This is a genomic window from Thioalkalivibrio versutus (assembly GCF_001020955.1).
GTDB lineage: Bacteria > Pseudomonadota > Gammaproteobacteria > Ectothiorhodospirales > Ectothiorhodospiraceae > Thioalkalivibrio > Thioalkalivibrio versutus.
Genome location: NZ_CP011367.1, coordinates 1,918,224 through 1,931,117, shown reverse-complemented (window position 1 = coordinate 1,931,117; position 12,894 = coordinate 1,918,224). Strand labels below are relative to the sequence as shown.

At 66.7% G+C, this 12,894-nt stretch carries 13 protein-coding genes; 4 read left to right on the top strand and 9 right to left on the bottom strand.

Going from position 1 to position 12,894, the window contains the following annotated elements:
- Window position 1: 1 nt before the first annotated feature.
- Both TVD_RS09000 and TVD_RS14780 read right to left on the bottom strand, forming a co-directional pair.
- A complete protein-coding gene (locus TVD_RS09000; protein ID WP_047251406.1) occupies window positions 2-697 on the bottom strand; it encodes an MOSC domain-containing protein in 696 nt (231 codons plus the stop codon).
- Between the two features lie 72 nt (window positions 698-769).
- Complete coding sequence (locus TVD_RS14780; RefSeq protein WP_018175713.1) at window positions 770-913, bottom strand: hypothetical protein; 144 nt, start codon at window positions 911-913, stop codon at window positions 770-772.
- Window positions 914-1,042: 129 nt separating this feature from the next.
- Between TVD_RS14780 and TVD_RS08995 the strand changes: the two genes are divergently transcribed.
- Window positions 1,043-2,020 carry an OmpA family protein gene (locus tag TVD_RS08995; protein ID WP_047251405.1) on the top strand — a complete coding sequence of 326 codons (978 nt, stop codon included), beginning with the start codon at window positions 1,043-1,045 and terminating at the stop codon, window positions 2,018-2,020.
- Between the two features lie 28 nt (window positions 2,021-2,048).
- On the opposite strand, the gene TVD_RS08990 is transcribed toward TVD_RS08995, so the two are convergent.
- Window positions 2,049-3,113 (bottom strand): lecithin--cholesterol acyltransferase, encoded by a 1,065-nt coding sequence (locus tag TVD_RS08990; RefSeq protein WP_047251404.1) that lies wholly within the window; start codon window positions 3,111-3,113, stop codon window positions 2,049-2,051.
- Between the two features lie 107 nt (window positions 3,114-3,220).
- On the opposite strand from TVD_RS08990, the gene TVD_RS08985 reads away from it, so the two are divergent.
- Window positions 3,221-3,916, top strand: coding sequence for a DUF4197 domain-containing protein (locus tag TVD_RS08985; RefSeq protein ID WP_018144249.1), 696 nt, complete (start codon window positions 3,221-3,223; stop codon window positions 3,914-3,916).
- On the opposite strand, the gene TVD_RS08980 is transcribed toward TVD_RS08985, so the two are convergent.
- Window positions 3,910-5,139: an EAL domain-containing protein gene (locus TVD_RS08980; protein WP_047251403.1), complete on the bottom strand. Its 1,230-nt coding sequence runs from the start codon at window positions 5,137-5,139 to the stop codon at window positions 3,910-3,912. The two genes, TVD_RS08985 and TVD_RS08980, sit on opposite strands and share 7 nt — an antisense overlap.
- 396 nt (window positions 5,140-5,535) lie before the next feature.
- Here TVD_RS08980 and TVD_RS08975 point away from each other — a divergent pair, with 396 nt between their 5' ends.
- A complete protein-coding gene (locus TVD_RS08975) occupies window positions 5,536-6,777 on the top strand; it encodes an HD-GYP domain-containing protein (RefSeq protein WP_047251402.1) in 1,242 nt (413 codons plus the stop codon).
- Between the two features lie 25 nt (window positions 6,778-6,802).
- Here TVD_RS08975 and TVD_RS08970 read toward each other — a convergent pair whose 3' ends face one another.
- The 3 genes from TVD_RS08970 to TVD_RS08960 all read right to left on the bottom strand — a co-directional run bounded on the left by TVD_RS08970 (window position 6,803) and on the right by TVD_RS08960 (window position 10,076).
- Window positions 6,803-7,924 (bottom strand): flagellin N-terminal helical domain-containing protein, encoded by a 1,122-nt coding sequence (locus TVD_RS08970; protein ID WP_047251401.1) that lies wholly within the window; start codon window positions 7,922-7,924, stop codon window positions 6,803-6,805.
- A gap of 135 nt (window positions 7,925-8,059) precedes the next feature.
- Entirely contained in the window at window positions 8,060-8,680 is a 621-nt protein-coding gene (msrA, locus tag TVD_RS08965; protein WP_047251400.1) for a peptide-methionine (S)-S-oxide reductase MsrA, read from the bottom strand.
- Between the two features lie 91 nt (window positions 8,681-8,771).
- Window positions 8,772-10,076, bottom strand: coding sequence for a methyl-accepting chemotaxis protein (locus TVD_RS08960; protein WP_047251399.1), 1,305 nt, complete (start codon window positions 10,074-10,076; stop codon window positions 8,772-8,774).
- A 96-nt stretch (window positions 10,077-10,172) separates the two neighbouring features.
- Here TVD_RS08960 and TVD_RS08955 point away from each other — a divergent pair, with 96 nt between their 5' ends.
- Window positions 10,173-11,066 (top strand): hypothetical protein, encoded by an 894-nt coding sequence (locus TVD_RS08955; RefSeq protein ID WP_047251398.1) that lies wholly within the window; start codon window positions 10,173-10,175, stop codon window positions 11,064-11,066.
- A 145-nt stretch (window positions 11,067-11,211) separates the two neighbouring features.
- On the opposite strand, the gene TVD_RS08950 is transcribed toward TVD_RS08955, so the two are convergent.
- Complete coding sequence (locus TVD_RS08950) at window positions 11,212-12,249, bottom strand: phosphotransferase (RefSeq protein ID WP_047251397.1); 1,038 nt, start codon at window positions 12,247-12,249, stop codon at window positions 11,212-11,214.
- Window positions 12,246-12,530, bottom strand: coding sequence for an MliC family protein (locus tag TVD_RS08945; RefSeq protein WP_018144242.1), 285 nt, complete (start codon window positions 12,528-12,530; stop codon window positions 12,246-12,248). Before TVD_RS08945 ends, TVD_RS08950 begins: the two co-directional genes overlap by 4 nt.
- Between the last annotated feature and the right edge of the window lie 364 nt (window positions 12,531-12,894).

Here is a 12,894-nt window from a genome sequence, read left to right as displayed (position 1 = left end):
GTTATTCGGAGGGAGGTTCACCGGTGAGGCGCTGCTGGCTGCTGGCATCGGGGGCGCGGCGCAGCTTTCTCCGGGCCTTCTCGCGCCAGTTGGGAGCCAGGGTCTCGCAATCAGCGAGTTGCTGCAGGTGCTGGTGATTCCGGCGCCGATAGACCGCGGCCATTGCGGCAGCGATGCTGAGGCTTTCGGGCTGGCGTTCGAGCCGTTCGATCATGTCGCCCGCGGTGAGGGTGCCTGGTTCCAGTACGCGGTAGAACCAGCCGCAGCGCCCGGTTTCCTGGACGTCGCGCGCGAGGCCCGGGACGTCGAAGCGGGCGTCGAGCTTCCAGCACGGGGTGCGGGGCTGGCTGACCTGTACCCGGGCGGTGCCGATGCGATAGATGTCGCCGATGTGCACGCTGTGTTCATCCATGCCGTGGCTGGCCAGGTTTTCGCCAAAGCCGGGGGGCACGAAGCGGGTGGCGCGATCCGGGTACTGCTCCTGCCACCCGGCGTACCGATCGAGGCTGTAGTGGAGCAGGGCGCGCTCCGCGCCGCCGTGGTTTTCCGGGTCCGCCTGTTCGTCACCGGCCAGGCCGAGGGGGCCCAGCACGACTGGGCCTTCCACAGGCTGCTTGTCGATGGCGCTGGCGCGGCCCCTGGCGTAGTCCGCGGTTACGCGGCCGGTGTAGATGCCGATGAGTCGGGTGGTGGTCATGCAGGGGCACTCCCGGGCTGGCGCGGAGTCTCGACGATACAACAAGTCCGCGTCCGGGTGACGGCGGCTCGTTCAGCGCCCGCGCAGATACAGCAGGCGGGCGATAAAGGCGATACCCAGGATGATCCAGCCAATGGGATAGGGCAGCACGCCGGAGAAGAAGGCGGTCAGGCTGGCGACCAGCAGGGCGCCGATGACGAGCAGGGGGATGTCCATGCCCTTGAGAGCCGGGATTCCCGTCGATGTTCCGCGGCGGTCGGTCGGGGCGACGGCTTCGGGGTTGCAGGGTGCCTTGCGGCTGGGGTATCCGTAGGGCCGTATCTTGGGTATGGACAGGGGGATTACATGGGGAAGCGTGCGAACACGGCGGTTGCGGGCTGGGTCGTCGCGGGGCTGATGGGGGTGGGCAGCGCGGGCGCGGCCGACATCGACGGGGCTGGGGATCACCCGGATGTGCCGCGGGTGGCGGGTTCGTACATCGTGTACCAGGACCAGAGCGACTTTGACCGGCTCGCGGTGCCCACCGGGCCGTGGGACGGGGATGGGTTCGAGTCGGTCGAACGGCTGGAGGGCGAGGTCCTGCGGCTGAGCTACAACTTCGAGGACCCCAGCGTAACCACGCTGCGGGTGAAGCGCAGCTACCTGCAGGCGTTGGAGGCACGCGGTTTCGAGATCCTGTTCACCGGCTCCGAGGAGGAGCTCTCGGGCGGGGCGGGACGGACCTTTTTCCGGGAATCCGGCCTGTTCGAGCGCGGGGCGCGCGATTGCTGCCGGGTAGCCAACCGGGATCGTCAGGTGCGCTACATCGCGGCGCGCTCCGAGGCCGGGGATGTGCTGGCGGGGATTGCCGTGTTTAACGCCCGTCGGGTCGACGGGCCGGCGGTCTCCAAAGCGATCGTGACCGCGGAGGACATGGATACGACCATGGATCACCAGCCGCTGACCGCCGGCGAGATGGAGACCGGCCTGATCGAGGACGGCCGCGTGGCGGTGCAGGACATCCTGTTCGAGGTGAACAGCGCGGCGATCCTGCCGGCATCCGCCGAGGCGCTGGCGACGATCGCGGACCTGATGAACGAGCAGTCATCCATGGAGCTGCTGGTGGTCGGGCATACCGACAACACCGGTGACTTTGACTACAACGTGTCGCTGTCCCTGGAGCGCGCGCAGTCCGTGGTGAACTGGCTGCGCGACGGGCACGGTATCGCAGGCAGCCGGCTCCAGGCCGCAGGGGCCGGGATGATGGCGCCGGTCACTACCAACCGCACGGAGGCAGGGCGAGCCCAGAACCGCCGTGTGGAGCTGGTCGAGCGCGGCGGATAGCGGCGCGGGCCGGACCCGAGCCGGGTGTTCAGTCTCCCGGCGCGGCGTTCCAGCGTTCGAGGATGTCGAGGATAGGGTCGATGGCGGGCGGATCGTCCGTCAGCGGGCCGGGTACCAGCAGCCCACGATGCGAGGCCTCGAGGATCAGCGGGTCCGGATGACCGTCCAGGTGCAGGGATTCGACCGGCACCACGCCGTCGCCCAGTTCGTCGTCGGTCTGCTCCCACCATTCGCTGATGCGCCCGGCCACCGCCTCGAGGTCGATCTGTTCGTCCAGCGCGGCCAGACTCTCGCGCATGGCGGGGGTGGGTTCGGGCAGTTTGCCGCCGATGATGCGGACCGGTATGTCGTCCGGCCAGGGGCGTGCGTTGAGTTCGGCCAGGAAGTGGCTGCCCGGGCGCAGGTCGATCTTGGCCGCGCCGGTGCCGTCGCGCAGGCCGGCAAACAGCGAGAAGCGCTGCTGCTGGATGTCGGCCAGCCACTCGCGTACCTCCAGCCAGACCCGCAGCCGGGCCCACTCGGAGCCATGATTGGGGGTGGCCACCAGGATCACGCCGGCGACGGGTCGCCACCCGACACGCGGGGTCGCATCCTCCGGATGCCGGTAGCGCGTCACGAAATCGCGGATCACCAGACCCCCCATGCTGTGGCCAATCAGGATCAGCGGGTCGTCGCCTTCGAGCTGCGCCCAGTGTTCCGCCAGCAGGTCCGCACTGTGGTCGATGGCCTGGTCGTTGGGATAGCGGAATTCCCAGCCATTGCTTCCGGCGTCGTCCAGCGCGGGCGCCAGGGCGTCCCAGATATCGCCGGGCTCGTCCAGTCCGTGCAGCAGCAGGACGTCCGGCGGGCGCTCGTCATCGAACCGGTCCGAACGCGGCAGGAAGCCCTGCAGATCGTCGGGCAGCTCCATGCTCTCGGGGAACCATTCGTGCAGGCGGTCCTGGACTTCGACGCGCAGCTCGCGCTCCTGTTCCGGGTTCTGCTCGGCCCAGCCGACCCAGATGGCCAGGGCGAGCAGGGGCACGCCCACCAGGATCAGGAAGGCGCCGAGGCGCCGGCGGCGCCGGTTCGAATCGGGACGGCTGGCATTCATGGACGATCACCATCGGACAAGCCGAGCGCTACGGCAAGTAGGGGCCCGGCACGGGCGATTGGATGCCCTGTGTATCATGGCGGGAAGTCCCTCACGGAAGTTTCGACATGCGACGCGCGTACCTGCTCCCCTGGCTTCTGGTCCCCCTCTTGCTGACCGCGTGCGCCGGGCTGGATGTCCGCGACTTCGGCCTCGACGGGGGTGGTGGTGATCGTGCCGAGGAGGCGATCCGTGAGGCCCTGCGGGTGGGCACCGAGCGCACGGTGGAGCGGACCGGCCGCGAGGATGGCTACTGGGGCAACGCGTTGATCCGCATCGGTCTTCCGCCGGAGCTGGAGCAGGCCGGCGATACGCTGCGGCGCGTCGGGTTTGCCAGCCAGGTGGACGATCTGGAGCGGCGGATGAATCGTGCGGCGGAGTCCGCAGCGCAGGAGGCCGTTTCGGTGTTTGTCAGCGCCATCCGCGGGATGCGGCCGGAGGACGTGTATGGGGTGCTGCGCGGGGCCGATGATGCCGCCACGCAGTATCTGCGCGATGCGTCGGAATCCACCCTGCGCGAGCGCTACATGCCGATTGTGCAGGAGCAGATGGAGCGGGCCGACGTCTATCGGGTGTACCAGCCGCTGCGCGACGCGGCGGGCCGCATTCCGGGCCTGTCGGGGCTGGACGTCGATCTGGATCGCTACGTGACCGATCACGCCCTGGATGGCCTGTTTACCATCCTCGCGGACGAGGAGCGCCGCATCCGCGAGGATCCGGCCGCCCGCACGACCCAGCTCCTGCGCGACTATTTCGGTCAGTAGCGCACTGCGTGCAGATGGCCGATGCGCGGCGTGTCGGAAAGCAGCAGGGATGGGATCTCTTCGGCCCGTAACGGACGGGCGAAGTAGTAGCCCTGGATGCAATCGAATTTCAGTTCGCGGCCGATTGCCAGTTGTTCCTTCGTCTCCACGCCCTCGGCAATGGTCCGCAGGCCCAGTGACTCGGCCAGCAGGACCATGCCGCGCGAGAGGTCGTGGGCGGATGGATCGATCCCGAGTCCGGAGATCAGCTGGCGGTCGATCTTGAGGATGTCGATGGGGAAGCGGTTGAGGTAAGCCAGCGAGGAATAACCCGTGCCGAAGTCGTCGATGGCGAGCTGGATGCCGAGTGACTTGAGCTGCTTCAGGGCATCGGTGGCCGCGTCCATCGCCAGTACCGTTTCGGTCAGTTCGATGTGCAGCAACTCCGGCGGTAGCCGATGGCGATCCAGCGCGGCCGCGACATGGGCCGCCATTTCGGGGCGGACGATGTCGTGCGCCGAGAGGTTGATTGCCACGTACCATGCGGGGCGGCCGTGTTCGGCGGCCAGGGCCTTCCACGCGGCCGCCTGGCGGCAGCCTTCGTCCAGGGCCAGATCGCAGATGTCATGGATTAACGTGGAATCCTCCGCCACGTCCAGAAACTCCGCCGGGGATAGTTCTCCGCGGATGGGGTGTTGCCAGCGGATCAGCGCCTCGACGCCGACATGGCGCTCCTGCGCCAGGGAGTAAATCGGTTGGTAGCGCAGGAAAAACTCGTTGTGCCGCAGCCCGCGCCGGATATCGAATTCCTGGCGCATGCGCCGCAGTTCCTCGGTGACCGGGTGCAGCGCGGGGATGACCAGCCAGGCCATCAGCTGGCCGATGCCGACGAAGAATCCGGTACGGGTTAGCCAGCGTTCGGTCTCCTGCGCGATGCCGGCGGTGACATCCACCGGCGTCATGGGTCCGGCCAGCACGCCGGCCACCAGGGCCACGACCAGGGCGGCGCCCGCGCCGAAGCGCGCCGCGGCGAACAGGATGGGCACGTAATAAAAGTGCGGGACGATACTGTCGGCGCCACCCGCGGTGTAGACGATCAGCCAGGACAGGGCGAGCCCGCCGAGGATCAGCAGACTAGCGCCCACGAATGACATGCCCACCCAGGCACGGAGTGTGGTGCGCGCGAGGTAGTCGGTGTAGCGGATGCCACCGGTGGAGGGCAGGGCCGAGGGAAACCTGGACATCGCGCTCTTCCTTTGGCCAATCCCGGGCCGGTTATTACACCTTCGGCTGTGCGACAAGGCGGCACGGCTTCAGGGTGGCATGTCCAGTCGTCCAAGCGACCACCTGTATCACGAGTGTAGTACATGTGAGTCAGAACACCGTTCTGCAGATCGGCAGCGCGGATCTGGAAAATCGGTACCCCCAGGAACGCTGCGGGGTCGTTCCTGATGCATATAAAAGGCGGGCCCTCGCCTTCGATGATCTGGCTTTTCATGCCCCCTCCTCGCGATGCCCGGGTGGCAAGAAAGGACTCTCGTTAGGCGGTGTTAGGTCTGAGTTGTGGGCAATCGAGATCGGGATGATAATCCGCCGCCCGGGGCACAGCCCCGGCCAGCAATTGCAAGCCTGGGCCCCGAATGCTGAAGAAGATCAAGTTGGAACATGTCGTTGAGGGAATGTACATCCGGGAACTTTGTGGCTCGTGGATGGAGCATCCCTTCTGGCGCACACGCTTTCTCCTGGACGACCCGAAGGACCTCGCGACACTGCGGAAAAGCCGCATCCGCGAGGTCTGGATCGACACCGCCAAGGGACGGGACCTGGAGGGTGCGGGGGAGGCCGTAATACAGGCAACGCGGGAGGCCGAGATGCAGGACTCGCTGCAGGCCGCTTGCGCTGTGGAAGGTCACCAGGAACCCGTTTCTACTGCGGAGGAACTGCAGCGAGCCGTTACGATCTGCAGGAAGTCGCGGCAGGCGATGACTTCGATTTTCGGCGAGGCGCGCATGGGCCGTACCGTGGACACCGAGCTGGCGCGCAAGGTAGTCGAGGAAATCACGGAGTCCGTGACCCGTAATTCCCGCGCCCTGGTTAGCCTGGCGCGGCTGAAGAACGCCGACGACTACACCTACATGCATTCGGTGGCGGTATGCGCGCTGATGGTGGCGTTGGCGCGCGAGCTGGGGCTCGCGGACGAGGCGGTCCTGGCGGCTGGCGAGGCGGGGTTAATGCACGACATTGGCAAGGCCGCCATGCCTCTGGAGGTGCTCAACAAGCCCGGCAAGCTGACCGATGAGGAGTTTGCTGTGATGAAGCGCCATCCGGAGGAGGGGCGCCGTATCCTTCAGGCCGCTGAAGATGACCTCGATCCGATCACCCTGGATGTTTGCCTGCATCACCACGAAAAGATGGATGGTTCGGGATATCCCGAGGGGCTGACAGGGGATCAGATTACCCTGTACGCGAAGATGGGCGCGGTCTGCGATGTCTATGACGCGATTACGTCGAATCGCCCTTACAAGGCGGGCTGGGACCCGGGCGACTCCATCCGCAGGATGGCGGAATGGGCGAACGGCCATTTCGATCCGACCGTCTTCCAGGCGTTCGTGAAGAGCCTGGGGATTTACCCCGTGGGGTCCCTGGTGCGCCTGGAATCCGGACGCCTTGCTGTAGTCGTCGACCAGTCCGCCGGTTCGCTGCTCAAGCCGGTCGTGAAGATATTCTATTCGACGAGTTCGGGTTGCCGGATTCCACCCAGGGTGGTGGATCTCTCCGCTGTCCATAACAAGGAAGCGATTGCCGGGCGCGAGGATCCTTCCGTCTGGCCATTCGCGGACCTTGATGAACTTTGGTCCGGGCTCCCGGCAGACCGTCGATAGATCGCGGGCGCACGGTGGACGCGATTCAGGCGAGCAGGCGCAGGACGAGCCGGGGTGCCAGGTTGGCCTGGGCGAGGATGGCGATTCCGGCCTGCTGGAGGATCTGGGCACGGATGAGTGCCGCGACCTCGGCGGCGTAGTCGGCATCCAGGATGCGGCTGCGCGCGGCCTGGAGGTTCTCGCTGCCGATGCCCAGGTTGTCGATGGTGGACTCCAGGCGATTCTGCACCGCGCCCAGACGACTGCGCCGGGCGCTGATCTGGTCCAGGGCCTGGTCGAGTCGGGCGAGGGCGTCGCTGGCGCCCTGTGCGGTGCCCAGATCGATCCCGGCGAGGTGGCCCTCGACCGCGCGGGTGGCGGGCATGTCCAGGGCATTGAGACCGGCGTCGCCGCTGATGGTGATGGTCTCGCGTGCGGTGATGTCGAGGCGCCCATCGAAGCTGGCGGAGGCGCGGCTTGGGTCTCCGAGCTCGCGGTTGATGGCGGTGGCCAGGGCCGCGACCGAGTCATAGTCCCCGTCCGGGACGTCGATCGCCGGCCGCTCGCCGATGCGGATGCGGAAGTCGCCCGCCACCGTGAATGGACCGCTGGCGAACAGCGCCGTCAGATCCCCCGACCGGCTGGTCGCGATCGCGCCGAGCTGGCGCGTGCCCATGCCGTCGCCGAGGTCCACGGCGAGGGTCTGCCCGGCGTTGGCACCAACCTGAAAGAGCGCGGTGGGGGCGCTGCCATCGAGCAGGGTCCGTCCATTGAAGGTGGTCTGGGTAACCACCCGGTCGGTCTCGGCCAGCAACTGCCGGGCCTCGCGGTTCAGGGCCTGGCGGTCGGAGGCGGACAGGGTGCCGTTGGCCGCCTGCAGGGCCAGCTCGCGGATGCGCTGGATGTTGCCGCTCATGGAGCCCAGTCCGCCCTCGGCGGTGCGGGCCAGCCCGATGCCGTCCTGCGCATTGCGCATGGCCTGGTTCAGGCCACGAATCTGGGTCGTGAAGCGTTCGCTGATGGCCATTCCGGCGGCATCGTCGCGCGCCGAGTTGATGCGGCGCCCGGAGGCCAGGCGTTGCAGGGCCACCTGCAGTGCGCCCTGGGAAAGCCGCAGGTTGCGCTGGGCGTTGAGCGACAGGAGATTCGTGTTGATCACCTGGGCCATGTTGTCGGGTCTCATGGCCCGTCACCGGGCCTGTCGGTACCCGGTGCCATGCCGCCGGGATCATGCAGCCGAAGTTTCGCGGCTACAGTGCGTTAACGGCGGTCTTGAACCGAACTTTAGGCCCGGGAAACCCAATCATTTCCATGGTGGCCCCAACTTGTTCGGTACGCCCCATAGCGCTTGCAGGCGCTCCTCCCGGCCGCAATGGGTCACGTAGTCGGCGTAGCGTTCCGGGTGGTTGCGGTAGTAGTTCTGGTGTTCGTCCTCGGCCCGATAGAAAGGTGCAGCGTCCCGTATGCGCGTCACCACCGGTTGGTCGAAGCGGCCCGAGCGGTTCAGCTCGGCCCGTGAGGCTTCGGCGATGGCGCGCTGGGCGGCATCCTGCGGAAAGATGGCGGTTCGATAGTGGGACCCGCGATCACAGAACTGCCCGTGGGGATCCAGCGGGTCAATACTGCGCCAGAAGGCCTCCAGGATCTCGCTGAAGTCGATGCTCCCGGGGTCGAAGAGGATACGCACGGCCTCGACGTGGCCGGTGCGCCCGGTGACTACCTGCCAGTACCCGGGATCAAGGGTATGCCCCCCGGTATAGCCAAGCTCGGTTTCAAGCACGCCTTCCAGCGCGTCGAAGGGTGCTTGCATGGACCAGAAGCAACCGCCGGCCAGCACCGCCTGTTCGGGCTCGTCGGCCTGGGTCAGGGCCGGCGCCAAGAACAGGAGTAGGGCGCCGAGCCAGAGTGTGCGAGTGAAGGACATGATGCCTCCCCAAGATGCGTGGGCCATTGGTGAGACCCGTACCCGCGCGGATGGTGCCCGCCCCGGGAGATGCGGACTCCCGGAGCAGTCCCTACGGGTGATCGCGCGGGATGGAAGAGATGGATTCCACGACCAGATTGGCGCCGTCGCGGATCTCGTCGACGATGCCCTGGACGGTCTGGACCTGGGCGTCGGCCTGCTCGGCGACCTCACGGACCGTGTCGATGCGATCGGCGATTTCGCGTGTGCGTTCCAGGTTGCTGTTGATGACCTCGGCGATTCGGGTGGTTGCTTCGCTGGTGCTGGCGGCGAGCTTGCGCACCTCCTGGGCAACCACGGCAAAGCCGCGGCCCTGTTCGCCGGCGCGAGCGGCCTCGATGGCGGCGTTCAGGGACAGCATCCGGGTGGTCTCGGCCACGGTGCGGATCGTCTCTATGATGGACTCGATGTTGCGTGCCTCGGCGTTGAGACGTTCGACTGCCTCCTGGGTGCTGGTCACCTCGGCACGAATCTGCACGGTGTGCTGTGCGTTGAGCCGCAGTGAGTCCTCGCCGCTGCGGGCGTGATCGGCAGTCTTGCGGGCCATGTCGTGGGCGACGGCCGAGGCCTCGCGGGTGCGCTGCGCCGTATGTACGCTGACGGTGATGTCGGTGGCGAACTTGATGACCTTCTCCACCCGGCCTTGTTGGTCGAGAATCGGATTGTAGGTGGCTTCCAGCCACAGCTCCTGGCCGTTGGCCTTCAGCCGCCGGAACTTCCCGCTCATGAGCTGGCCCTGCGCCAGGCGCTCCCAGAAATCGGGATGATCGCGATAGAAGGTCTCGTCGCAGAAGATACGATGATGCTGGCCGCGTATGTCGTCGAGGTTGTACCCGACCGCTTGGAGGAAGTTCTCGTTGGCCTTGAGGATCTCGCCTTCCGGGGTGAACTCGATCACCGCCATGGAGCGGTCCAGGGCGGTGAAGACGGCTGCCTGGTCGCGCAGCTGTTCCTGCTTTTCGGTGACGTCGTAGGCGAGCTTCGCGATCTTCTCCACCTGGCCCTGGGTGTCGCGCACGGGGAAGTAGGTGGCTTCCAGCCAGATGGTTTCGCCCGTGCGCGTCACTCGGGGGAAGGTTCCGGTATGCGATTCCCCGGCCGCCAGGCGGCGCCAGAAGTCGCGGTACTGCAAAGAGCGTGCGTACTCGGGGCTGCAGAACATCCGGTGGTGCTGGCCGATGACGTCCTCGCGCGGGTGGCCTATGGTCTTCAGGAAGAGCTCGTTGGTATCGAGGATCTGGCCGCGCGGGGTGAACTCGATGTAGGCGACGGCCTCCCGAATCGCGTCGAGCACGGCCGCGTCGGTGGTTCCCGTAGCAGGATGGGCCGTCGGCGAAACGGCGGGGTTGAAGAACATGGCGAGCTCCTTGTGACCAGGTGCGTAGAGGCCGTTGAAAACAATGTACAGGTAATGTACAAGAAAAGTACAGATGTTTCCTGTTAGGAGCGATGCATGGTTGATTGGACAAGAATCAGGGTGCCAGCCGCCGCCCTCTGGCTGGGAGTCGCGGTCCTGCTGGCCGGGTGTGGGGGCACCTTCCCGCAGCCCGGTCCGGATCCGGGATTCGACGACGGACTGAGTGCGCAGGCCCTGTTTCAGCGAACGCTTGCGGCCCACGGCGGGGACCTGCGCGAATACCCGGGTGATCTGAATCAGGCGACCGATGGCGAGTGGGGGCGCGTGATCCAGCGTTTGCAGCCGCTGGTGGCGGACGGCGAGTACCGCGGCCAGGGCGAAGAGCGTTATCGCCCCGCCGATGATCTGTATGCGGTCCACTACACCGGTCCCGAGGGCACCAAGAGCGTCTTCCGCCACGGTGACGAATTCCGCTTGTACTACGATGGCGAGCGCAGTTCGGACCGCGACCGGATTCGCGCCAGCGCGATGACCACGGACGCCGGCGAGCTGTTCCACTACGGTCCGAGCTTCGTCAAACACCGGGCGACCGACATGGAACGGCTGGCGGACCAGCGCGAGGGCGGTGTGAACTACCGCCGGGTACTGGCCACCATTGAGCCCGGGTTCGGCGAGGCGGACGAAGACCGAGTGGTGATGTGGATCCACCCCGAAACCGACCTGCTTTATCGCGTGCATGTCACCCTGAACGGCTTTGGCCCCACCCAGGGTGCCCACGTGGATACGACCTTCCTGGAGTACGCGGAGATCGAGGGGTACACCCTGCCTACGCGCTTCGAGGAGCGGGTGCGCGGGCCGCTGCGGCTGTTCGTGCACGAGTGGTGGGTGACCGGTCGGGACAGCGGACGCGACTGGGCGCCTGCGGATGTCCGTGGGCCCGGTTTCTCGGGGGCGGCGGCGCCCCCCGCGGCGGACACTGCCGCACCGTAAGGGGATATGTTCGGGTGTGCCGTCATCGGCCCGCCATGAACGACGTGAGCCGACCCAGGGCCGATCTGCCGCCTCCGAATGCCCCCGCGGTTCCGGCTGCGCCGGCGGTTGCAGATTGCTTGTGGGGTCGCTGTGCGGTCGGGCCCTACTGGCTGGAGATTGCGGAAGCGCTCGAATCCGACCCCGATGGGATGGCGGACAAGCCACCTTCCTGAAGGCGCCGGACTACGGCCAGTGCCGTGCGGCGGCTGTAGTCGTGGATCTTCCAGTGATCCGGCATCCAGCCGACCAGGAAGCGGTAGAAGTCGGCCTGGGCAATGGGGAACAGCGCACGCCACTCGTGCTCGATGGCGCCGGCTTCCGTGCCCTTGCCCCGTTCGTTCAGGGCCTCGCGCAATGCCGCGAAATAGGCATCCAGCAGGTCGGCCTCCCAGTTCTCCTGTTCCCGTTCGTCCAGGCAGCTCCCGAGGAAATAGGCCACATCGCGCATGCCGCAGCCGCCCCCGACATACTGGAAATCCACGGCGGCAACGGCGTCGCCCTCTGGCGCAAAGCAGAAGTTGGCGACCTTGGCATCGCCGTGGACCAAGCTGCGGTAGCGGGCGCCGGTCAGGGCGTCGTCGAGGGCCGCTGCCGTCTCGCGAATCGCCGGGTCCTCGATGGCGGCCCACTCGTCCGGGCGGGTGGCCAGATGCCAGTAGCTGCCCTCGGGCCACAGGCCGGTGGGCTCCCGCCCCATGAAACGCGCGTGGAAGCGGGCGAGCCAGCGCAGGCAGAGCCGCGCCTCGGCGCGGGTCAGGTGGTCCCTGCGCTGCGGGAAACCGGCAGCGTCGAGGTCCTCCAGCACGATCAGGTGCTCGTCGCCGATGGTCGCGGTATCCAGACAGCGGGGCACACGGCTGGTGGCGTCGCATTGGTTGGCCCAGTCGCGGTACCAGGCCATTTCCACCTGATAGGAGCGGACCTTGCGCTGATGCGAGCGGTTGTTGCTCCAGCCGCGCGGATGGTCCAGCTCGTCGGGGAACACGATGTGCTTGAGGATGACTGTGGGGGAGTCGCCGCCTTCAAGAAGGTAGCGCACGATCTCGCCGTAGCCGCTCCAGAGGGTCTGGATGACCGGGCCGCGCACCGCCGTGCGGGCACCGGTGGCCTGCAGGACGAAACGGGTCGCTGCGTCGGTCATCCGCGGTCGGGCAGGGCGCGACAGCTCCAGAACACGCCCAGCATCTCGAGCATGGCGGCGTCGTCGCGGGTCCAGAACACGATGTCGTCGGTGGGATTGGCGTAGCGCCCGCCGTAGGCCGTCTCGGTGGCTTGTAGTCGGGCGCGGGCCCCGTTGAAGGCCAGCACGGCCTGCTCGCCCTCGAAGGTGGCGGTGAGTTCGGGGCCGTAGGCGCAGATGTAGGCCACCTCGCGCGGGGCATCATCGCCCCGCGGCAGCGCGCTGCAGCCGGCGATCAGCATGATTCCTGCCAGTACGATTGCTAGGCGCACGCGGTGGTCTCCGGTTGATGATGGATTATCGTAGCGTTCGGCCGGTCGGTACTGCATGTGGCCCTGTGTTACCGAGGGAAACACTGATTAATGTACACGCTCGCGTTGGTACCCCAGGTTTTCCGAGACAAGGCGCGGTGCGCAGCCGGTAGTGGTTCTACCGGCAAGGGCCGCAACGCAGGATCCAGGAACCTGGGGTACCAACCCCACAGATCATTGAAAGTAGGGGCTCGGCCGCCCGTTGTTGATAAAAACGGGCGCGCGCACGGCGTTGCGGCTCCCTTGTGCAGAATGACTGCACGGCAGTCACCCGCCTTGTTCGCACGCAAAAGCG

Coding starts and splice junctions, on each gene's coding strand:
- TVD_RS08950 (WP_047251397.1), bottom strand. CDS start 12,249: ATGACCGACGCAGCGACCCGTTTCGTCCTGCAGGCCACCGGTGCCCGC.
- TVD_RS08995 (WP_047251405.1), top strand. CDS start 1,043: ATGGGGAAGCGTGCGAACACGGCGGTTGCGGGCTGGGTCGTCGCGGGG.
- TVD_RS08990 (WP_047251404.1), bottom strand. CDS start 3,113: ATGAATGCCAGCCGTCCCGATTCGAACCGGCGCCGCCGGCGCCTCGGC.
- TVD_RS08945 (WP_018144242.1), bottom strand. CDS start 12,530: ATGCTGATCGCCGGCTGCAGCGCGCTGCCGCGGGGCGATGATGCCCCG.
- msrA (WP_047251400.1), bottom strand. CDS start 8,680: ATGTCCTTCACTCGCACACTCTGGCTCGGCGCCCTACTCCTGTTCTTG.
- TVD_RS08960 (WP_047251399.1), bottom strand. CDS start 10,076: ATGTTCTTCAACCCCGCCGTTTCGCCGACGGCCCATCCTGCTACGGGA.
- TVD_RS08980 (WP_047251403.1), bottom strand. CDS start 5,139: ATGTCCAGGTTTCCCTCGGCCCTGCCCTCCACCGGTGGCATCCGCTAC.
- TVD_RS09000 (WP_047251406.1), bottom strand. CDS start 697: ATGACCACCACCCGACTCATCGGCATCTACACCGGCCGCGTAACCGCG.
- TVD_RS08985 (WP_018144249.1), top strand. CDS start 3,221: ATGCGACGCGCGTACCTGCTCCCCTGGCTTCTGGTCCCCCTCTTGCTG.
- TVD_RS08955 (WP_047251398.1), top strand. CDS start 10,173: ATGGTTGATTGGACAAGAATCAGGGTGCCAGCCGCCGCCCTCTGGCTG.
- TVD_RS14780 (WP_018175713.1), bottom strand. CDS start 913: ATGGACATCCCCCTGCTCGTCATCGGCGCCCTGCTGGTCGCCAGCCTG.
- TVD_RS08975 (WP_047251402.1), top strand. CDS start 5,536: ATGCTGAAGAAGATCAAGTTGGAACATGTCGTTGAGGGAATGTACATC.
- TVD_RS08970 (WP_047251401.1), bottom strand. CDS start 7,924: ATGGCCCAGGTGATCAACACGAATCTCCTGTCGCTCAACGCCCAGCGC.